The sequence below is a fragment of the Streptomyces massasporeus genome, assembly GCF_014648995.1.
GTDB lineage: Bacteria > Actinomycetota > Actinomycetes > Streptomycetales > Streptomycetaceae > Streptomyces > Streptomyces massasporeus.
Genome location: NZ_BMSE01000005.1, coordinates 390348 through 409446 on the forward strand (window position 1 = coordinate 390348; position 19099 = coordinate 409446).

Annotated in this window: 20 protein-coding genes and 2 riboswitches; of the genes, 5 read left to right on the forward strand and 15 right to left on the reverse strand. The window is 70.5% G+C overall.

Annotated elements, in window-relative coordinates; translation table 11 throughout:
* Positions 1–20: 20 nt before the first annotated feature.
* A complete protein-coding gene (gene mnmA / locus IE153_RS15490) occupies positions 21–1151 on the reverse strand; it encodes a tRNA 2-thiouridine(34) synthase MnmA (RefSeq protein ID WP_189590283.1) in 1131 nt (376 codons plus the stop codon).
* Between the two features lie 60 nt (positions 1152–1211).
* Between mnmA and IE153_RS15495 the strand changes: the two genes are divergently transcribed.
* Positions 1212–1877 (forward strand): N-acetylmuramoyl-L-alanine amidase, encoded by a 666-nt coding sequence (locus IE153_RS15495; protein ID WP_189590284.1) that lies wholly within the window; start codon positions 1212–1214, stop codon positions 1875–1877.
* Between the two features lie 61 nt (positions 1878–1938).
* On the opposite strand, the gene IE153_RS15500 is transcribed toward IE153_RS15495, so the two are convergent.
* The 3 genes from IE153_RS15500 to IE153_RS15510 all read right to left on the reverse strand — a co-directional run bounded on the left by IE153_RS15500 (position 1939) and on the right by IE153_RS15510 (position 3730).
* Positions 1939–3108 carry a cysteine desulfurase family protein gene (locus tag IE153_RS15500; RefSeq protein ID WP_189590285.1) on the reverse strand — a complete coding sequence of 390 codons (1170 nt, stop codon included), beginning with the start codon at positions 3106–3108 and terminating at the stop codon, positions 1939–1941.
* 140 nt (positions 3109–3248) lie between these two features.
* Entirely contained in the window at positions 3249–3515 is a 267-nt protein-coding gene (locus tag IE153_RS15505; protein WP_031103607.1) for a hypothetical protein, read from the reverse strand.
* Positions 3516–3565: 50 nt separating this feature from the next.
* Positions 3566–3730: a hypothetical protein gene (locus IE153_RS15510; protein WP_031103608.1), complete on the reverse strand. Its 165-nt coding sequence runs from the start codon at positions 3728–3730 to the stop codon at positions 3566–3568.
* Positions 3731–3846: 116 nt separating this feature from the next.
* On the opposite strand from IE153_RS15510, the gene IE153_RS15515 reads away from it, so the two are divergent.
* Positions 3847–4485 (forward strand): TetR family transcriptional regulator, encoded by a 639-nt coding sequence (locus tag IE153_RS15515; RefSeq protein ID WP_142159257.1) that lies wholly within the window; start codon positions 3847–3849, stop codon positions 4483–4485.
* A 171-nt stretch (positions 4486–4656) separates the two neighbouring features.
* Here IE153_RS15515 and IE153_RS41610 read toward each other — a convergent pair whose 3' ends face one another.
* Together IE153_RS41610 and IE153_RS15525 are read right to left on the reverse strand one after the other, a co-directional pair.
* On the reverse strand, positions 4657–4809 hold the full coding sequence (locus tag IE153_RS41610) for a hypothetical protein (protein ID WP_229829007.1): 153 nt from the start codon (positions 4807–4809) through the stop codon (positions 4657–4659).
* A gap of 382 nt (positions 4810–5191) precedes the next feature.
* A complete protein-coding gene (locus tag IE153_RS15525) occupies positions 5192–6052 on the reverse strand; it encodes a thioesterase family protein (protein WP_189590287.1) in 861 nt (286 codons plus the stop codon).
* 144 nt (positions 6053–6196) lie between these two features.
* Between IE153_RS15525 and IE153_RS15530 the strand changes: the two genes are divergently transcribed.
* The gene (locus tag IE153_RS15530; protein ID WP_189590288.1) at positions 6197–7432 is read left to right on the forward strand and encodes an alpha/beta hydrolase; all 1236 of its coding nucleotides are present in this window, start codon (positions 6197–6199) and stop codon (positions 7430–7432) included.
* On the opposite strand, the gene IE153_RS15535 is transcribed toward IE153_RS15530, so the two are convergent.
* The 9 genes from IE153_RS15535 to IE153_RS15575 form a co-directional block, all read right to left on the reverse strand.
* Positions 7323–7997 (reverse strand): trimeric intracellular cation channel family protein, encoded by a 675-nt coding sequence (locus IE153_RS15535; protein WP_078885028.1) that lies wholly within the window; start codon positions 7995–7997, stop codon positions 7323–7325. The two genes, IE153_RS15530 and IE153_RS15535, sit on opposite strands and share 110 nt — an antisense overlap.
* A gap of 64 nt (positions 7998–8061) precedes the next feature.
* Complete coding sequence (locus tag IE153_RS15540; protein ID WP_189590289.1) at positions 8062–9222, reverse strand: ABC transporter ATP-binding protein; 1161 nt, start codon at positions 9220–9222, stop codon at positions 8062–8064.
* Positions 9219–10301: an ABC transporter ATP-binding protein gene (locus IE153_RS15545; protein WP_189590290.1), complete on the reverse strand. Its 1083-nt coding sequence runs from the start codon at positions 10299–10301 to the stop codon at positions 9219–9221. Before IE153_RS15545 ends, IE153_RS15540 begins: the two co-directional genes overlap by 4 nt.
* The gene (locus IE153_RS15550; RefSeq protein ID WP_030851334.1) at positions 10298–11308 is read right to left on the reverse strand and encodes an ABC transporter permease; all 1011 of its coding nucleotides are present in this window, start codon (positions 11306–11308) and stop codon (positions 10298–10300) included. The genes IE153_RS15545 and IE153_RS15550 overlap by 4 nt, the downstream gene beginning before the upstream one ends.
* Before the next feature lie 91 nt (positions 11309–11399).
* On the reverse strand, positions 11400–13166 hold the full coding sequence (locus IE153_RS15555; protein ID WP_189590291.1) for an ABC transporter substrate-binding protein: 1767 nt from the start codon (positions 13164–13166) through the stop codon (positions 11400–11402).
* Between the two features lie 8 nt (positions 13167–13174).
* Positions 13175–14173, reverse strand: a complete 999-nt coding sequence (locus IE153_RS15560) for an ABC transporter permease (RefSeq protein ID WP_030851332.1) — start codon at positions 14171–14173, stop codon at positions 13175–13177.
* A 344-nt stretch (positions 14174–14517) separates the two neighbouring features.
* Positions 14518–15318: an enhanced serine sensitivity protein SseB C-terminal domain-containing protein gene (locus tag IE153_RS15565; RefSeq protein ID WP_189590292.1), complete on the reverse strand. Its 801-nt coding sequence runs from the start codon at positions 15316–15318 to the stop codon at positions 14518–14520.
* 136 nt (positions 15319–15454) lie between these two features.
* Entirely contained in the window at positions 15455–16243 is a 789-nt protein-coding gene (locus IE153_RS15570; protein WP_189590293.1) for an enhanced serine sensitivity protein SseB, read from the reverse strand.
* A gap of 102 nt (positions 16244–16345) precedes the next feature.
* A complete protein-coding gene (locus IE153_RS15575; RefSeq protein WP_189590294.1) occupies positions 16346–17014 on the reverse strand; it encodes an AAA family ATPase in 669 nt (222 codons plus the stop codon).
* A 223-nt stretch (positions 17015–17237) separates the two neighbouring features.
* A riboswitch (glycine riboswitch) is annotated at positions 17238–17337 on the forward strand.
* A riboswitch (glycine riboswitch) is annotated at positions 17338–17458 on the forward strand.
* On the opposite strand from IE153_RS15575, the gene gcvT reads away from it, so the two are divergent.
* Together gcvT and gcvH are read left to right on the forward strand one after the other, a co-directional pair.
* Positions 17449–18618, forward strand: coding sequence for a glycine cleavage system aminomethyltransferase GcvT (gene gcvT, locus IE153_RS15580; protein WP_435812004.1), 1170 nt, complete (start codon positions 17449–17451; stop codon positions 18616–18618). Its footprint overlaps the riboswitch before it by 10 nt.
* 103 nt (positions 18619–18721) lie before the next feature.
* A complete protein-coding gene (gene gcvH, locus IE153_RS15585) occupies positions 18722–19099 on the forward strand; it encodes a glycine cleavage system protein GcvH (protein WP_097220803.1) in 378 nt (125 codons plus the stop codon).

Here is a 19099-nt window from a genome sequence, read left to right on the forward strand (position 1 = left end):
TCCCGGGCCCCGCGGCGGGATCAGACCACGCCCGCCGTCGCCCGGGTCGTCGACGCGATCGTCGCCGAACCCACCACGCGCGTGCCGTCGTACAGCACGATCGCCTGGCCGGGGGCGACGCCGCGGACGGGCTCGGTGAAGGTGACCTCCAGGGTGCCGTCGACGACGTGGGCGGTCACCTCGGTCTCGCCGCCGTGGGCGCGCAGCTGGGCCGTGTAGGTGCCGGGGCCGGTGGGGGCGGCGCCGCACCAGCGGGGCTTGACGGCGGTCAGGGCGCCGACGTCCAGGGCGGAGGCCGGGCCGACGGTCACCGTGTTGTCCACCGGCGAGATGTCGAGGACGTAGCGCGGCTTGCCGTCGGCGGCGGGGGTGCCGATGCGCAGACCCTTGCGCTGGCCGATGGTGAAGCCGTACGCGCCCTCGTGCGTGCCGAGCTTGGCGCCGGACTCGTCGACGATGTCGCCTTCGGAGCGGCCGAGCCGGTCCGCGAGGAAGCCCTGGGTGTCGCCGTCGGCGATGAAGCAGATGTCGTGCGAGTCGGGCTTCTTGGCCACGGCCAGGCCCCTGCGCTCGGCCTCCGCGCGGATCTCGTCCTTGGTGGTGAGGGTGTCGCCGAGCGGGAACATCGCGTGGGCGAGCTGCCGGTCGTCCAGCACGCCGAGGACGTACGACTGGTCCTTGGCCATGTCGGAGGCGCGGTGCAGTTCGCGGGTGCCGTCCTCGCGGACGATCACCTGGGCGTAGTGGCCCGTGCAGACCGCGTCGAAGCCCAGCGCCAGCGCCTTGTCCAGGAGGGCGGCGAACTTGATCTTCTCGTTGCAGCGCAGGCACGGGTTGGGGGTGCGGCCGGCCTCGTACTCGGCGACGAAGTCCTCGACGACGTCCTCGCGGAAGCGGTCGGCGAGGTCCCACACGTAGAACGGGATGCCGATGACGTCCGCGGCCCGGCGGGCGTCGCGTGAGTCCTCGATGGTGCAGCAGCCGCGCGCGCCCGTCCGGAAGGATTGGGGGTTGGCGGAGAGCGCGAGGTGGACGCCGGTCACGTCGTGGCCCGCTTCGGCCGCGCGGGCGGCGGCGACGGCGGAGTCGACTCCGCCGGACATGGCGGCCAGGACGCGGAGGGGGCGGGGGCGCTGCGGGGTGTCAGTCATAACCCTTCCAGGGTACGGGGACGCGGGAACCAGGGCCGCCGGGTATCCGTTGACGATCACATGGGAGAGCGGAAGGCTTCGAAGGACGGCGACCGGAAGGTCGGCCGCCGCGCGCTGCTGATCGGCGGGACGGTGGCCGCGGCGGGCTCCGCCGTGCTCGCCCGGGACGAGCTGGCGCGCCTGTGGTGGCGCACTCCGGGCGTCGAGAAGCCGCGCAAGGAGGGCGAGGTCGACTACGCGGGCGCGCGCTGGGTGGCGGCGTCGGACGCGAACTGGCGGCGCGCGGACCGCCCCGACGACTACGGCATAGACATGGTCGTGGTGCACGTCACACAGGGCAGCTTCGACAGCGCGGTGAAGGCCTTCCAGGACCCGGGGCACAGGGCGGCGGCTCACTACATCGTCCGGCAGGACGGTCATGTCACGCAGATGATCCGCGAGCTGGACGTGGCCTACCACGCGGGCAACCGCGACTACAACGAACGCAGTGTCGGCATCGAGCACGAGGGTTTCGTGGACCGCCCGCAGGACCTCACGGACGAGATGTACGAGGCCTCGGCCCGTCTGACGGCCCGGATCTGCGCCCGCTACGACATACCCGTCGACCGCGAGCACATCATCGGCCACGTGGAGGTCCCGGGCACGGACCACACGGATCCGGGGCGGCACTGGGACTGGGAGAAGTACATGCGCCTGGTCCGACGGGTGCGTACGACACCGGCCTGATCCGACGGGCGCGGACGACACCGGCCCGTTCGCGACGGGACCAGACCCGGCCCCTGCAAGGTCAGGTCAGTCCCGCCGCCCTCGCCCGTTCCACCGCCGGGCCGATGGCCTTCGCCAGGGCCTCTATGTCGGCCTCGGTGGAGGTGTGGCCCAGGGAGAAGCGCAGGGTGCCGCGGGCCAGGTCGGGGTCCGTGCCGGTGGCGAGGAGGACATGGCTGGGCTGGGCGACACCGGCGGTGCAGGCGGAGCCGGTGGAGCACTCGATGCCCTGGGCGTCGAGCAGGAGCAGCAGGGAGTCGCCCTCGCAGCCGGGGAAGGTGAAGTGCGCATTGGCCGGAAGACGGCCCTCCGGGTCCGGGTCGCCGCCGAGGATCGCGTCCGGGACGGCCGAACGGACCGCGCTGACGAGAGCGTCACGCAGGGCGCCGATCTCGCGGGCGAACCACTCACGCTGCTCGGCGGCCAGTCGCCCTGCTACGGCGAAGGAGGCGATGGCGGGCACGTCGAGGGTGCCGGAGCGCACATGGCGCTCCTGGCCGCCGCCGTGCAGGACCGGTACGGGGGTGTACTCGCGGCCGAGGATCAGCGCGCCGATGCCGTAGGGGCCGCCGATCTTGTGGCCGGAGACGGTCATCGCGGCGAGGCCGGAGGCGGCGAAGTCCACGGGGATCTGACCGAAGGCCTGGACGGCGTCCGCGTGCAGCGGGACGGTGAATTCGGCTGCCGCGTCGGCGAGTTCACGGACGGGGAGGATCGTCCCGATCTCGTTGTTCGCCCACATGACGGTGGCGAGGGCCACGTCGTCGGGGTTGCGGGCGATCGCCTCACGCAGGGCCTCCGGGTGGACGCGGCCGTGGGAGTCGACCGGCAGGTACTCGATGGTGGCGCCCTCGTGTTCGCCGAGCCAGTGCACGGCGTCAAGGACCGCGTGGTGCTCGACGGGACTGGCGAGGACGCGGGTGCGGGCCGGATCGGCGTGGCGACGTGACCAGTAAAGGCCCTTGACGGCCAGGTTGTCGGCCTCCGTGCCGCCCGAGGTGAAGACGACCTCGCTGGGGCGGGCGCCGAGGGCTTCGGCGAGGGTCTCGCGGGCCTCCTCGACGGTGCGGCGGGCCTGCCTGCCGGATGCGTGGAGGGAGGACGCGTTGCCGGTGGCACCCAGCTGGGCGGTGAGCGCCTCTGCCGCCTCCGGGAGCATCGGGGTGGTCGCGGCGTGGTCGAGGTAAGCCATGGTGAGCCCGATTCTACGGCTCCCTTTCGGCGGGCCTCAGATCAAGGCTGGCCGAACGTGAAGCGCCGTGCGGCGCGGCGACGGCCCGTCGTCCCCGGGCCCGGCCGCGGCGTACCGGCGGACGGTTGTCCGACGACGGCTCAGAAGCTCCACGAGATGGTGCTGTCGAACTCCATGAAGGCCGCGAGGACCAGCAGGTCGGCGACGCCCAGGCCCAGGCCCAGCAGTGCGCGTCCGCGGCGCTCGGTGCCGCGCCACAGGGCGACGCTCGCCAGCACGATGGCGATCGGGCCGAGGAAGAGGTTGAGCACGAGCAGGCCGAGCAGGCCGAGGATGAAGGACGCGACGGCCATGCCGTCGGTGTCACGGATACCGGTGCGGCGCGAGGCCGGAGCGGTGAGCTGCATGATGATCGACTCCCGAAGTCGGATCGGAGGGACGGTGGACGGCGTCGGTGTCAGTGGGCCTGGGTGTGGCGCCGGCGACCGCGCTCGCGGAGCGCGAAGATGCCGAGCCAGACGGCGATGACGGCGCCGACGGCGACGGAGAAGGTGAGCGGCGCGTGCGCGACGGTGCCCAGGACGACACCCAGCAGCAGGAGCGCGGCGACGATGAACAGCACGGGTAACAGCCCCCAAGGTTTCGGTGAACGGTTGTAGTTACAGTTGTTCACTGACTTCCCAGTCTAACGCCTCTCATGACTTTTCAATTCCAGAGAACAGTTGTTAACTGCATGGTATGAGTCACACCCTCGGCATCCGGCAGGCCCAGAAGCAGAAGACCCGGCAGGCACTCCTGGACGCGGCCCTGGCGCTGCTCGAGGAGCAGAGCCTGAGCAGTCTGGGACTGCGCGAGGTCACCCGCGCCGTCGGTGTCGCCCCGACCGCCTTCTACCGCCACTTCCGCTCCACGGCGGATCTGGGCGTGGCCCTGGTCGAGGAGGCGCTGGGCAGCCTGCACCCGATGATCCGGACGACGGTGTCCACGACGGGCGACCGCGAGGAACGCGTCACACGCACCATCGACCTGATCGCCCGTCACGTCGACGGGTACCCCGCCCATGTCCGGTTCATCGCCCGTGAACGACATGGCGGAGTTCAGCCGGTCCGGGAGGCGATACGGGAGCAACTCGCCCGGTTCGCCCAGGAGGTCAAGGACGAACTGGCCAAGGACCCGGTGTCCGAGGGCTGGAGCGAGGACGACCTGCTGATGCTCGCGCATCTCTATGTCGACCAGATGCTGAGCACGGCGTCGCTGTTCCTGGAGGCCCTCGAAGGGCCGGAGGAGGAGCGCCCGGAGCGGACCCGGCAGGTCGCACAGCTGGCGGCCCGCCAGATGCGGCTGATCGGCCTCGGCCGCCATCACTGGCTGGATTGACACCCTCGGCCGCCGGCACTGACTGGATCGACACCCTCGGCCGCCAGCACCGGCTGGATCGACACCCCCGGCCGCCGGATCCACCCTCGTGACAACGCACAGGGGCGGCGCGCCCGTTACCCGGACGCGCCGCCCCTGCCGTACCCGGGCGGACCCGGGCCTGCACCACGCCTACTGCTCCTTCTGTGACTGCTGCGACTGCTGCCCCTGCTCCTGCCCGCCCGCGGCCTGACCGCCGCCGCCCGGGCCGCCGCAGCCGCCGCCCTGGCCCCCACCGGGACCGCCCTGGCCGCCCTGCCCGCCTCCCGGCGCGCCGCTGGGCATCCCCGAAGGAGCCCCGGACGGCGTGCCCGTGGGCTTGGCTCCCGCGGAAACGGCACCCGAGGGAGCCCCGGAGGGTACGCCGGACGGAGCGCCTGACGGAGCGCCGGAAGGGGCACCCGAGGCCGCCCCCGACGGCGCCTGGCAGGCCTGCTGCTGCCCGGACCCGCCGCCGCTGTTCGAGGACGACGAGGAGTCACCCGACCCGCAGGCCGCCAAGGCCAGGGGCGAGAGCGCCAGCAGGGCCACGGCGGGAAGGAGACGCGCACGCTTCATGAGAAACAACTCCAGGGAGGGTGAGGAAGTCCTGAGGCGTGAACTCAACCAACCCCGCTTGGGCCTCCCTTGGGGCCGCCCTGTGACCTGCCTGTCAACCGGGCAAAGTTCAGCCCAGGCGGGCCCGCGCCAGCTGCCGCGACTGTGCGACCAGCCGGTCCGCGCTGTCCCACACCTCGGCGTCCTCCTCCAGGAAGCCGCCGGCGAGGTTGCGCGTGGTGATGGACACCCGCAGCGGGCCCGGCGCCGGGCGGCAGCGGACGTGCACGGTCAGCTCGACGGTCGGCACCCAGCCCTTCAGCCCGATCTCGAAGGCGGTGGGCGGCAGCGCGTCCACCGCGAGCAGCAGGGAGAGCGGGTCGGGGTCGCGCCCGTCCGCGAGGCCGAACCAGGCGCGCATCTCGCCCTTGCCGGAGGGCTGTCCGAGGGCCCAGCCCAGGGTCGACGGGTCGAGCTTGAGCATCAGCCGGTCGGCGATGGCCGAGCTGCCGTCGACCGGGGCGGGTCCGTCCTCCGGGCCGAAGCAGTGCCCCAGCGGCGGGATCGCGGGCGGCCGGGCCGTCGTACGGACGTCGTCGGGCAGGGCGTCCAGGTCGCCGTAGGAGGCGAGGACGCGGATGCGTTCCACCTCGCGGCCCTCGTCGTCGTACTGGAAGAGGGAGGCCTGGCCGGTCGACAGGGTGCGGCCGGTGCGGACGACGTCCGTGCGGACGACCGCCGGGCCGGGCTGGGACGCGGTCAGGTAGTGCGCCGAGATCGTGAAGGGGTCGGCGTGCGGCAGGGCGTCCGCGAGGGCGCGGCCCAGGACGGCCAGCAGGTAGCCGCCGTTGACGGCGCTGATGATCGTCCAGCCGGCGGAGAGGTCGATGTCGTAGACGCCCGGCGCGCGGCGTGTGAGCGCGGTGTCGCGGTCGAACTCGCTGTCGCCGATCGTGGCCCGGGCGGCCGGGGCGGTGGCTGCTTCTGGCATGGCTGAACAGTACAAGAACTAACTACTAAGCGGTAGCTTTTCTGTTCCGGGCCAGGGTCATGCCTTGGTGAGACACGGGCAATTTCTCGGTAAGTGTCCGACTCGTCCGTACACCCAGGGGCTCGACGCGTCCTCTACAGGGGCATGAGCCTCACCGGGACACCGTTCCTCTGCACGCTGGTCGTACTGTCCGTCGCCGCCCTCGTCCTGCCGCTGGTCCTCTGGTCGCGCATCCGCGGTCCCCGGGTCCTGCGTGCCGCGGCCCGGGCGCTGATGCTGCTGTTCGCCCAGGGGACGGCCGTGGCCCTGGTCTTCACGCTGGTCAACAACGCCAACAACCTGTACGACAACTGGGCCGACCTGCTCGGCACCGGCGACCACGTGCAGCAGGCGGCGAATCTCGGCGCCGACGGCACCGGCGGGATCGCGCTCGAGCGGCTGCCCAAGGTGCGGCAGGCCTTCGAGCCGGCCACCGGGCCCGGGATGAGCGCGGCCGGAGGAGTGCGGGTGACCCAGCTCAGGGGCCGGGTGTCGGGGGTGAACGCGGAGGTCTACGTCTGGCTGCCACCGCAGTACGGCGAACCGGCCTACCGGCACCACAGGTTCCCGGTGGTGGAGCTGCTGCCCGGCTACCCCGGATCGGCGAAGGCATGGTTCGGCTCGCTGCGCGCGCACGAGCAACTGCTGCCGCTGATGCGCAGCGGGCAGGTCGCCCCGTTCATCCTGGTCGCACCCCGCACCAGCCTGCTGGCCGGCGTGGACACCGGCTGCGCCAACATCCCGGGCACCGTCAACGCCGACACCTGGCTGAGCGTCGACGTGCCGAAGATGGTCACGGACACCTTCCGTGCCCAGCCCGCCCCGCGGGGCTGGGCCGTCGCCGGCTACTCGGCCGGGGCGCACTGCGCGGCCCGGCTCGCCGTCGCCCACCCCGACCGCTACCGGGCCGCCGTCAGTCTGTCCGGCTACAACGACCCGATCGGCGAACGCGACTCCCTCACCGCGCAGAGCCCCGCCCTGCGCGTCGCGAACAACCCCTTCCTGATGCTGCGCCGGTCTCCCGTCCCGCCGCGGATCGCGCTGTACCTCTCCGGCCAGCCGCACGACGGCTACGAGGCCGCCGTGGCCCTGGAGCAGACCGCGAAGGCCCCGACGACCGTGCACGTCGTGTACATCCCGAAGAGCGCGGGCGGCCACAACATGGCGCTGTGGCGGCCGCAGGTGGTGCCGGTGTTCCGGTGGCTGACCCAGGAGATGGGCGCCCGCCCCGTCACGGCAGGACGGGCTGCTCCTCCTCGCTCACCGTCGACCGGCGGTGCCACGCCCGCGGAGCTCGCCAGTGGTACCGCATCGCGAGCAGGCGCAGTACGAAGGCGGTGATCACCGCGAGACCGCTGGTGAGCGGGTTCACGACGTCGTAGCGGATGCACAGGGCGATCAGCGCGGAGCCGACGATCGCCGGGACCGCGTACAGGTCGCGGTCCCAGCGCAGCAGCGAGGGCACCTCGTTGGCGAGGACGTCCCGCAGGACACCGCCGCCCACGGCGGTGGTCAGCCCGAGTCCGGCCGAGGCGGTCAGGCCCAGCCCGTACTCGTACGCCTTGATCGTGCCGGCGACGCAGAACAGGCCGAGGCCGGCCGCGTCGAAGACGTTCACCGCGACCTGGATGCGCTCCACCTGGGGGTGCAGGAAGAAGACCAGGAGGGTGGCGAGCAGCGGGGTGAGGAAGTACCCCAGGTCCGTGAAGGCGGCGGGCGGTACGGCCCCGATGACCAGGTCCCGGAACAGCCCTCCGCCCAGCGCGGTGACCTCGGCGAGGACGGCCATGCCGAACACGTCGAAGTTCTTCCGCACGGCCAGCAGGGCGCCGGAGATCGCGAAGACGAAGATGCCGATCAGGTCGAGCGTGTGCTGGACGGACGGGCTGAAGAGTTGCTGGAGCACCCCGTCATTTTCACCCACGGGTGAGCCCCCGCCCTGACGTACGAGGGCGGGGGCTCGGGGTGACTCACTTCTCGACGGTCGCGGTGTCGTTCCCCGCGGTCTTCTCCAGGTTGTTCTCCGCGGCCGCCTCGCGCGCCGACGACAGCAGCTTGGTGTCCTGCGGCTGCTGGTCCGCGAAGTTCTCCGGGTGGTGGCAGGCGACCTGCTGCCCGGCCCGCAGCTCCTTGAGCGGCGGCTCGGTCGTCTTGCAGATCTCCGTCGCCTTCCAGCACCGGGTGTGGAAGCGGCAGCCGCTCGGCGGGGCGATCGGCGAGGGCACGTCGCCCTTGAGCAGGATGCGCTCGCTCTTGGCGCCCCTGCGCTTCGGGTCCGGAACCGGCACGGCCGACAGCAGGGCCTTGGAGTACGGGTGCATCGGGGACTTGTACAGCTGGTCGCGTTCGGCCAGCTCGACGATCTTGCCGAGGTACATCACCGCGATCCGGTCCGAGACGTGCCGGACGACCGACAGGTCGTGCGCGATGATCACATACGTCAGGCCCAGCTCCTCCTGGAGGTCGTCCAGCAGGTTCACCACCTGCGCCTGGATCGACACGTCCAGCGCGGAGACCGGCTCGTCCGCCACGACCAGCTTGGGGTTGAGGGCAAGCGCGCGGGCGATACCGATGCGCTGGCGCTGACCGCCGGAGAACTCGTGCGGGTAGCGGTTGTAGTGCTCGGGGTTGAGGCCGACCACCGACAGCAGCCGCTGGACCTCCTTCTTCACACCGCCCTCGGGCTCGACGCCCTGGAGCCGGAAGGGGGCGCCGACGATCGTGCCGATCGTGTGGCGGGGGTTCAGCGAGGAGTACGGGTCCTGGAAGATCATCTGCACGTCGCGGCGCATGGGGCGCAGCTCGCCGGTCTTCAGGTGCGTGATGTCCTGGCCCTCGAACTCGACCGAGCCGCCGGTCGGTTCCAGCAGCCGGGTGATCAGCCGGCCCATGGTGGACTTGCCGCAGCCCGACTCGCCTACGACGCCGAGGGTCTCGCCCTTGCGCACCTCGAAGTCGATGCCGTCGACGGCACGCACCGCGCCGGTCTGCCGCTGGAGCAGGCCCTTGCGGATCGGGAAGTGCTTCTGAAGGCCGGTCACCTTCAGCAGGACCTCGCCGTCGGCGGTGGTGCCCTTGGTGAGGGTGCTCCCGCTGGTGTCCGGTGTGCTCACCGTTTTGTCGTCGCTCACAGCTTCGGCGCAATCTCTTCGGTCCAGATACGCTCCCGCTGCTCCTGCGTCATGTGGCAGGCGGCCCAGTGCGAGCCGCCGACCTCGGTCAGCTCGGGGCGGACCGTGCGGGTGACGTTGTCCTTCGGGACGTCCGCGTACGGGCAGCGCGGGTTGAAGGCGCAGCCGGACGGGAGGTTGATGAGGGAGGGCGGCGCGCCCTTGATCGGGATGAGCCGGTCGGTCTCCTCGCGGTCCATGCGCGGCATCGAGCCGAGCAGGCCCCAGGTGTAGGGGTGGCGGGGCTCGGAGAACACGTCCTCGGCGGGGCCGCGCTCCACGCACCGGCCGCCGTACATGACCAGCAGGTCGTCGGCCATCTCGGCGACCACACCCAGGTCGTGGGTGATCATGATGACCGCGGAGCCGAACTCCTTCTGCAGATCGTGGATCAGGTCCAGGATCTGCGCCTGCACGGTGACGTCCAGGGCGGTGGTCGGCTCGTCGGCGATGAGCAGCTCGGGGTTGTTCACCAGCGCCATCGCGATCATGGCGCGCTGGCGCATACCGCCGGAGAACTCGTGCGGGTAGCCGTCGACGCGCTTGGCGGGCTCGGGGATGCCGACCCGGTCGAGCATCTCGACCGCCCGCTGCCGGGCGACCTTCTTGCTGACGTCGTGGTGGACGCGGTACGCCTCGACGATCTGCTGCCCCACGGAGTAGTAGGGGTGCATCGCCGACAGCGGGTCCTGGAAGATCATGGCCATCTTCCGGCCGCGCAGCCGCCGCACCTCGTCGGGGTCGGCCCCGATCAGCTCCTGGCCGTCGAGCCAGACCTCGCCGGAGACCTTGGCGCGCGCCGAGCGGTGCAGGCCCATCACGCCGAGCGAGGTGACCGACTTGCCGGAGCCGGACTCGCCCACGATGCCCAGGGTCTTGCCCTTGCGCACGTCGAAGCTGACGCCGTCGACGGACTTGACCAGACCGTCGTCGGTGTCGAAGTGGATGCGCAGATCACGGACGGACAGGAACACGTCGTCCGGGACGGACGGAGCAGTGGTGTCCGGTTCGCCGAGCGCGGCTTTGTCGAGCTTGCTCACGAGTACCTCACCCGGGGGTCGATGGCGGCGTACACCAGGTCGACGATCAGATTGCAGAAGACGATGAAGAACGCGGCGACCAGGGTCACGCCCATCACGATGGGCAGGTCGTTGTCCTTGATGGCCTGGACGGAGTAGGCACCGATGCCCTGGAGGGAGAACACGGTCTCGGTGAGCACCGCGGTGCCGACCAGGGTGCCGAAGTCCATGCCGAAGATGGTGACGATCGGGGTGAGCGCGGAGCGCAGGCCGTGCTTGGCCACGACCGTGGTCTCCTTGAGACCCTTGGCCCTGGCCGTTCTGATGTAGTCCTCGCTCATCGTCTCCAGCATGCCCGCCCGGGTGAGCCGGGCGTAGAGCGCGGAGAAGAGGAACGCGAGGCTGATCCAGGGCAGCATCAGGTGCCAGGCCCATTCGGCCGGGTTGTCCGTGAACGGGACGTAGTCGATGCTCTCCCAGATCGGGATCTCGTAGACGAAGAGCGCGAGCAGGATCTGGCCGGTGAAGAAGATCGGCAGCGAGACGCCGGCGAGCGCGATGAACATGGAGAAGCGGTCGATCGGCTTGCCCTTGCGCAGCGCCGAGATCACACCGGTCGTCACGCCGGTGACCAGCCAGATCACGGCCGCACCGACGGCCAGCGAGAAGGAGACGGGGATCCGCTGCTCCAACTGCGGCCACACCTCGATGTGGCTCTTGAAGGAGTACCCGAAGCAGGGTGCGCTGCAGTGCGTCGCGTCGGGACCGAACTTGTAGTCGGCGCCCACCACGAGGCCCTTGAGGAAGTCCCAGTACTGGACGTAGAGCGGCTGGTCCAGACCCAGGTTCTGCTTGATCGCGGCAACGGATGCGGGGTTCGCGTCCTTGCCCACGTACTGGGTGGCCAACTGGTCGGCCGTCTGCCCGCCGATGCGGGGTACCAGGAAGAAGATGGCGAAGGTGACTGCGCTGACCACCAGCAGCAACAGCACTGCGCCCATGACGCGTCGGAGGATGTACGCAGCCACAGCTGTACGGCCCCGGGTGGCCGCGGCGGGGTCGTCCGCCGCGGCCACCCGGTGCCTTCACCTGCCTTTCGAAAGGATCCGGCCTGCTGAATTACTTCGAGGAGCTCATCAGCAGGTAGTCGTACATGCCGAGGTAGGCCTGCGTGACCGTGACGTTCGTCGCGGACGTCGGCCGGAGCAGCAGGTTCTTGCGGTAGACCAGCGGGACGACCGAGGCGTTGTCGAGGACCATCTTGTCGATGTCACCCCAGGCCTTGGTGCGGGCCGCGTCGTCGGTGTTGGCGATCGCGTCCGTCAGGGCCTTGTTGATCTTCGGGTCGTCCAGCTCCATCAGGTTGTTGCCGCCCGAGGGCTTGATGGCCGCACCGTTGACGATCTGGTCGAGGAAGCCGTAGCCGGTCGGCCAGTCGGCGCCCCACGCCATCGAGAGCATGCCGAGCTTGTTGTCGTGGACGTAGCTCGGGACACCGGCGAAGTTGGAGAAGTACTTGCCGGAGGGGAACTGCTTGATCTCGATGTTGATGCCGATCTTCTTCAGCGACGCCTGGATGGCGGTCGCCGCGGCGATCTCGGCGGGACGGTCGGAACGGGCCGTCAGGATCGTGTTGAAGCCGTTGGGCTTGCCGCACGCCTTCAGGGCCGCCTTGGCCTTGGCCACGTCACCCTTGTGACCGTCGGTCGCGTAGGTGTCGAACTTGGTGTAGCCGTTCACCGACGGCGGCAGCAGCGTGGTCGCCACGTCGCCCTTGGGCGAGCCGCCCATGGCGTCGAGCACCGACTGCTTGTCGAGGCCCCACTGAACGGCCTTGCGGCAGTCGGCGTTGTCGAACGGCTTCACGTTCACGTTGAGCGCGATGTACTGCGTGGCGCCCGCGTAGGAGCTGTCCGTCTGGTTGGCGTACTTGCCGCGCAGCACCTTCGGCTGGGTCTGCGGCTGCACACCCGTGCCGGCCGCGTCAGCCGTGATCTTGTCGGAGAGCAGGTTGTTGTCGACCGTGACCGGGTTGACCTTGAACTTGATCGTGATCTTGTCCGGCAGGGCCTTGCGGATCGGGTCCGTCTTGGCGTCCCACTGCTTGTTGCGCACGAGGGTGGCGCCGCGACCCTCCTCGTAGGACTGGAACTGGTACGGGCCGGTGGACTGGATGGCCTGGACGTACTTCGCACCGGTGTCCTTCGCCTGCGGCACGGGGGCCGTCTGCGAGAACGTCGCCAGGTAGTCGAAGTCGGCGAACGGCTGCTTCAGCTTGAAGACGATCGTCCGGTCGTCCGGCGTCTCGATGGACTTCAGGCCCTCGGCGGACTTGTCCTTGTACGGGCCCTTGTACTTGTCGCCGCCCTCCAGGTACGCCTTGAAGTACGTCGGGCCGTTGGACAGCGCCTCGGGCGCGAAGTTGGAGCGCTCGATGGCGTACTTCACGTCCTTGGACGTCACCGGGGTGCCGTCCTGGAACTTCACACCCGCACGCAGCTTGTACGTCCAGGTCTTGGCGTCCGGGCTGGACTTGCCGAGACCCTCGGCGAGGTCCGGCACGACCTCCAGGCCTTCCTTGCCCGCCGCCGGCTTGAACGTGGTGAGCGTCCGGCCGTAGAGACGGGAGAAGTTCTGCACCCAGCCGTAGTACGTGTTGCCCGGGTCGAGGGAGTCCGGCACGTCCGAGTGCTCGTACGTGGCCGTCCCTCCCTTCTTGTCCGACGCGTTGACGATCGAGTTCAGCGCGGCGTCCTTCTTGCCGTTGCCTCCCCCGTCGTTGTCGTCACCTCCGCCGCCGCACGCGGCAGCACCCAGCGACAGTGCCAGGACCGACGCAACGCCGGCGGTCACCCTTCTCGTCTTCACCTGAGGAAGCCCCCTCATTCGATGGATCACTTGCTGCGAGGGTCGAGGGCGTCACGCAGCCCGTCACCCAGCAGGTTGAAGGCCAGGACGGTGATGAAGATCGCCAGTCCGGGCACGAACATGTACTGCGGATCAGCCGTGTAGAGATCCACAGCGTTGCTGAGCATGCCGCCCCAGGAAGCCTGCGGCGGAGCGATACCGACGCCGAGGAAGCTCAGCGCGGCCTCGAACAGGATGTTCGTCGGGATGATCAGCGTCGAGTAGACGAGGATCGGCGCGACGAGGTTCGGGAGCAGTTCCCGGAACAGGACGTACGGGCCGCGTGCCCCGAGGCTCGTGGCGGCCTCGATGAACTCCCGCTTGCGCAGGGTCATCGTCTGGGCGCGCACGATGCGGCCGATGTACGGCCAGCTGAAGAAGCCGATCACGAAGATCAGCACACTGATGCGCAGGGACAGGCCTTCGAGGCCGAAGAATCCGTCCTGCACGGAGGCGGAGATCGAGATCGCGAACAGCAGCAGGGGGAAGGCCAGGAACGTGTCCATGAGCCTGCTGATCACGCTGTCGATCCAGCCGCCGTAGTAGCCGGCGACGACACCGAGCACGGTGCCGATGCACACGGACAGCAGCGTGGCGCCGCCCGCGACCAGGAGGGAGACCCAGGAGCCGTCGATGATGCGGGCGAGCATGTCACGGCCGTACTGGGGGTCCACGCCGAGCGGGTGGTCCCAACTCATTCCTCCCCAGCCGCCCTTGGGGGCGAGCAGCGCCGGGTCGATGAGGTCCTGGTTGAACTTGTTGGGATCGAGGTTGAAGATCCACTGGATCGGCTTGGAGAACACCGCCATCAGCACGAGCAGGATGACGATGACGCCTCCCGCCATCGCCACCTTGTCCCGCTTGAAGCGCATCCAGGCGATCTGGGTGAGCGAGCGCCCCTCGATCTGGCTCTTCTTGACCCCGGAGAGCACGGCCTCGGGCTGTGCTCCGGCTTCCGCCCCGGTGGTCTCGATGGGTGCGGTCACGGTGCGATTGACCCCTCTCGGGCCGGCGATCGCCGAGCCCCTGGCTGCCGCTGTAGCGGTTTTGTTTGTCTCGTACACAAGACCGACCCGGCCCGTGTCTTGCGGGGAGTCTTCAACGCTTTGGCGATCTGTTGCCAGACTTGGCGATGAAAGGATGCGTAAACGTGATGCTGTCTGGGGGGTTCCGTTATCCGGACAGCGGGTAGCGGGGGTCGGACACACCAGGACAGGGGCATTTTAGGACATCCTGGCGGTTTTCGCCCCTATCTACGCGCGGAGAGCTGAGCGGTTGTCGCGTTCGAGGGGTGGTGCGAGAGGGGCCCAGGGGGGCGACTTCGAGCCGGTCAGTACCGGCCCTGCGCGGGAGGGTATCCGTAGCCGGAGACCGGGGCCTGGACGGGGGCGGTGGCGTGGGCCTCGCGGTCGTAGAACGGGCGGGCCTTCGCACGCAGCCACATGGCCACCGGGTCGTGTTCGTCGGACATGGCGACGGTCGACACGGGAAGCCCGTCCGGCACGGCGCCGAGGGACTGCTGCATCATCGCGCGCACGGAGTCCACGGCCGGCGGCGAGGTGTCGTACACATCCAGTCCGATGGCGAGGTACGGCGCCCCGAGGGCGGGCTGCACCCAGGCCCGGCGCAGCGAGCGGACGGCGGGGGTGCGGTGGGCGTTCTGCGCGAGCAGGGCGTAGAACTGCGGGATCTCGATGGCGGGTTCGGACAGCCGCAGGGGGCCGGCGGGCTGGCGGTCCAGGCCCGTGGCGATTCTGCGCAGGTCGAGCCAGGGGATGCCGACGCCGCCGCCGGGGGCGTGCGGGTTGAGCCAGAGGCCGTAGTGGTCGGGGTAGAGGGCGCGGGCGACGTCGACTCCGTCGACCACCTCGTAGGAGCGGTTCCAGCCGCTGGCGGAGAGCTCCTGCGCGGAGGTCACGCAAGGGGCGTAGCCGCAGCCGTCGACGTCCATGTTTCCGTACTGGGCGTCGAGGGAGCCGGCCTGCCCGTGCCACAGGAGCATCCAGATCTGGCCGCTGTGCGGGGTCGCGAGCGCGCGCAGGAGTGCCTCGTAGGCGTCGTAACGCCCGGGCGTGACCTGGCGCAGCATGTGCTCGACCTGTCCGGCCGCGGCCGTGCCGCTCGCGCTCACCTTTACCGCCCCTTCGTACAACGCCTCGACGGTGCCCTAGCTTAAGCCCGCGCGAGAGGTCGGAGCCTGGGGTCGTATCGCGGCCGCGGGTCGTGGGTGGTTCTCGCGCAGTTCCCCGCGCCCCTGGGGTACTGGCCTACCGCTGGAAAAAGGGCCGGACCCGGTCCCGCATCCAGTTGCCCACCGGGTCCTCCGCCACGTCCAGCAGGACGAGGTTGACCGGCCAGGGGGCCGGGACCGCGGTGACGGCCCGGGTGAGGGCGTCCAGAGGGAGGGCGCGCAGGTCGCCTTCCCACTGGGAGAGTTCGACGCCGACGAACATCACCGGGTCGGCGGTCTCGATCGCGGCGAGGCAGCGGCGGGCGGTGACGACGACGCCGGTCGCCTCGAACTCGGCGGAGGCGGCGGCGAGGAAGTCCACCGGGTCGTCCTGCCAGTCGGGCTCGAAGAGGCGGACCCGGCCGCCGCTCGCGGGACCGTCCAGCGGCGTCCGGCCGGCCCGGCACAGCTCGGCCACGGCGGGCGGCGGGAGCGGGATGCCCACCACACCGCCCGGGTTGACGGCTATGCCGGCGTGCGGGGGCAGGCCGCGGGCGAACTCCACGGCGGGCGCGATGGTGTACGACATGTGGGAGCCGACGACCTGGTGGAACTGCTCCTCGGAGCTGAACACCGGCACGAACGCCTGGCCGTCGATCTCGATGCCGGGCAGGTCGAGGGGGCCGCTGTGCGGGCCGCCGCCGCTGGGCAGCGGGATCCACACGAAGCTCCGGCCGAGCACCTCGACGATCCGCCCGCCGGCCGCCGGTCCGGCGCCGAGGGAGGCCGAGAGCACCTCCTCCAGCTCGTTGCCGGGCCAACCGCCGTGCGGGTGGGTCTGCGTCTGCGCCGGAAAGTCCGCGGAGAAGTCCGCCGGGATGTCCATCTGCCTACCGCCTGCCTGGAACCACTGCTGTGGCTCAAAAGGCTAACGGCTGACGGGACGCCGGGGGCATCGGGAACAGGACCGGTGTACGACGGCGCGGGCTCAGCCCGTGAAGCCGATTCTGTGCAGGGTGTTCGCCGTGTCCCGGTCGGCGAGGACGGCCGAGCCGCAGCCGGCGGGGAGGTCGCCGCGCTCCACCGCGCGCAGGAGACGGTTGCCGGCCACGCGGTGGCGCAGGAACGCGTAGCGCGAGACGCCGCGGCCGCGATCGCGCTGACCGGCCAGGGCCTGCTCGGGGGTGACGTCGAGGAGGAGCAGGTGGAGCGTGCCGCCCCGGCGGCGGGCCTCGCGGGCGAGCCAGCGGCGGACCCAGGCCTGGGTGCCGCAGTCGTGCACGACGACGCCCTCCCCGGTGCGCAGGGCGCGGCGCAGCCCGGCGTAGTGGGAGAGGCGGACGAGCGGGCGGTAGAGCGCGTACGGCAGGGCGCGCGGCATGCGGCGCTCCCAGCGGTCGCGGGTGTCCTGGGAGTCGATGCGCCGGCCCGGCACGGCGCGCCGCATCAGCGTCGACTTGCCGCTGCCGGGCAGGCCCGTGACCACGACGAGGTCGCGGGGGCCGAACAGCAGCGCGTGCGGGCCGCCCCCGGGGCGGTCGCGCAGGTCGCGGACGACCGGCGCCGGCGCCGGGGCGCGGACCGCCCGGACCGGAGCGGCGGCCGGCTGCTCGGGCAGCGCGATGCCCGTCGTCGCGTACGCGGTGGTCCTGTTCACCGTGATCGTCCTCCCCTGGGGCCAGGTACGGAGTCCCATCCCCGCCGAGTGTAAAGAGAAGGTAATGCGGCAGGCCTCTCATTTACGTTCTCGTCCTGCAACAGGGCTGCTACAGGTCGCTGTGCCCGGCGCGGCGGGACTCGTGCACTCCCTGTGAAAGGTCCCCCTGCCGCGCCGGAAGGATGCGTGCAATGATGTGCGCGCCAACTGCATACCGGCCGTTTGAATCCGCGCGGGAGAGTCCCCAGCACCGCAAGAGCTGGGGCGCCGAAGGAGCAAGTCCCTCCCTTGAATCTCTCAGGCCCCGTTACCGCGCGGGCGAGGCACATCTGAAAAGCGGGCCGCCCCCTGTCCTCGACGGGGATGCGGCTCCACCCAAGGTGCAAGCCATGGACCCGTGCGGTCATGGCGAACCTCTCAGGTTCCGATGACAGATGGGGAGGAACGCCCTCGCCCGTCATGCCCCTTGGAGACGACCGACCGTGAGCAGTACAGGAGAACTCCGTCACACCGCGCTCGATGCCCTGCATCGTGTCCTCGGTGCGACGATGACCGACTTCGCCGGCTGGGACATGCCCCTGCGCTACGGCTCCGAGCGCGACGAGCACATCGCCGTGCGCACGAAGGCCGGCCTCTTCGACCTCTCCCACATGGGCGAGATCACCGTCACCGGGCCGCAGGCCGCTGCCCTGCTGGACTTCGCCCTGGTGGGCAACATCGGCGGCGTGAAGCCGGGCCGGGCCCGCTACACCATGATCTGCCGGGCCGACGGCGGCATCCTGGACGACCTGATCGTCTACCGGCTGGGCGAGACCGAGTACATGGTCGTCGCCAACGCCTCCAACGCCCAGGTGGTGCTGGACGCGCTGACCGAGCGCGCCGCGGGCTTCGACGCCGAGGTGCGCGACGACCGGGACGCCTACGCGCTGCTCGCCGTACAGGGTCCCGAGTCCCCCGGGATCCTGAAGTCCCTGACCGACGCCGACCTCGACGGCCTGAAGTACTACGCCGGGCTGCCCGGCACGGTCGCGGGCGTCCCGGCCCTGATCGCCCGGACCGGCTACACCGGCGAGGACGGCTTCGAGCTCTTCGTGAAGCCCGAGCACGCCGTCGAGCTGTGGCAGGCCCTGACCAAGGCCGGCGAGGGCGTCGGCCTCGTCCCGTGCGGGCTGTCCTGCCGCGACACGCTGCGCCTGGAGGCGGGCATGCCGCTGTACGGGCACGAGCTGACGACCTCCCTCACGCCCTTCGACGCCGGGCTCGGCCGGGTGGTGAAGTTCGAGAAGGAGGGCGACTTCGTAGGCCGCGAGGCCCTGCGCGAGGCCGCCGCCCGCGCCGAGCAGAACCCGCCGCGCGTCCTGGTCGGCCTGATCGCCGAGGGCCGCCGGGTCCCGCGCGCCGGGTACGCCGTCGTCGCCGGCGGCGAGGTGATCGGCGAGGTCACCTCCGGCGCCCCCTCCCCCACCCTCGGCAAGCCGATCGCGATCGCGTACGTCGACCCCGCGCACGCCGCGCCCGGCACGAGCGGCGTGGGTGTGGACATCCGGGGCAGTCACGAGCCGTACGAGGTCGTGGCGCTGCCGTTCTACAAGCGCCAGAAGTAGACACTGGCCGAAGGGCCGCGGCAGCGACCCCGTGCCCGTCGTCCCAGCTCACCAGCAGTCCCCCCTTCCACAGCACTCCCGCGCGTACAGGAGAATCCAGGCCATGAGCAACCCCAAAGAGCTGCGCTACAGCAAGGAGCACGAGTGGCTGTCGGCCGCCGAGGACGGCGTGTCGACGGTCGGCATCACGGAGCACGCGGCCAACGCGCTCGGCGATGTCGTGTTCGTCCAGCTTCCCGAGGTGGGTGACTCCGTGTCCGCCGGCGAGACCTGCGGCGAGCTGGAGTCGACCAAGTCGGTGTCCGACCTGTACTCCCCCGTCTCCGGTGAGATCACCGAGGTCAACGAGGACGTCGTGAACGACCCGGCGCTGGTGAACTCGGCCCCCTTCGAGGGCGGCTGGCTGTTCAAGGTGCGGGTCACGGACGAGCCGGGCGACCTGCTCTCCGCCGACGAGTACACCGCGTTCTCCGCGGGCTGA

Bases quoted from the DNA above. Each gene is read 5' to 3' on its own strand.
- gcvH (WP_097220803.1), top strand. From the start codon at position 18,722: ATGAGCAACCCCAAAGAGCTGCGCTACAGCAAGGAGCACGAGTGGCTG.
- mnmA (WP_189590283.1), bottom strand. From the start codon at position 1,151: ATGACTGACACCCCGCAGCGCCCCCGCCCCCTCCGCGTCCTGGCCGCC.
- IE153_RS15555 (WP_189590291.1), bottom strand. From the start codon at position 13,166: ATGAGGGGGCTTCCTCAGGTGAAGACGAGAAGGGTGACCGCCGGCGTT.
- IE153_RS15530 (WP_189590288.1), top strand. From the start codon at position 6,197: ATGAGCCTCACCGGGACACCGTTCCTCTGCACGCTGGTCGTACTGTCC.
- IE153_RS41610 (WP_229829007.1), bottom strand. From the start codon at position 4,809: ATGCCCAGCGGCGCGCCGGGAGGCGGGCAGGGCGGCCAGGGCGGTCCC.
- IE153_RS15505 (WP_031103607.1), bottom strand. From the start codon at position 3,515: ATGCAGCTCACCGCTCCGGCCTCGCGCCGCACCGGTATCCGTGACACC.
- IE153_RS15570 (WP_189590293.1), bottom strand. From the start codon at position 16,243: ATGGACATCCCGGCGGACTTCTCCGCGGACTTTCCGGCGCAGACGCAG.
- IE153_RS15495 (WP_189590284.1), top strand. From the start codon at position 1,212: ATGGGAGAGCGGAAGGCTTCGAAGGACGGCGACCGGAAGGTCGGCCGC.
- IE153_RS15515 (WP_142159257.1), top strand. From the start codon at position 3,847: ATGAGTCACACCCTCGGCATCCGGCAGGCCCAGAAGCAGAAGACCCGG.
- gcvT (WP_435812004.1), top strand. From the start codon at position 17,449: ATGGGGAGGAACGCCCTCGCCCGTCATGCCCCTTGGAGACGACCGACC.
- IE153_RS15525 (WP_189590287.1), bottom strand. From the start codon at position 6,052: ATGCCAGAAGCAGCCACCGCCCCGGCCGCCCGGGCCACGATCGGCGAC.
- IE153_RS15500 (WP_189590285.1), bottom strand. From the start codon at position 3,108: ATGGCTTACCTCGACCACGCCGCGACCACCCCGATGCTCCCGGAGGCG.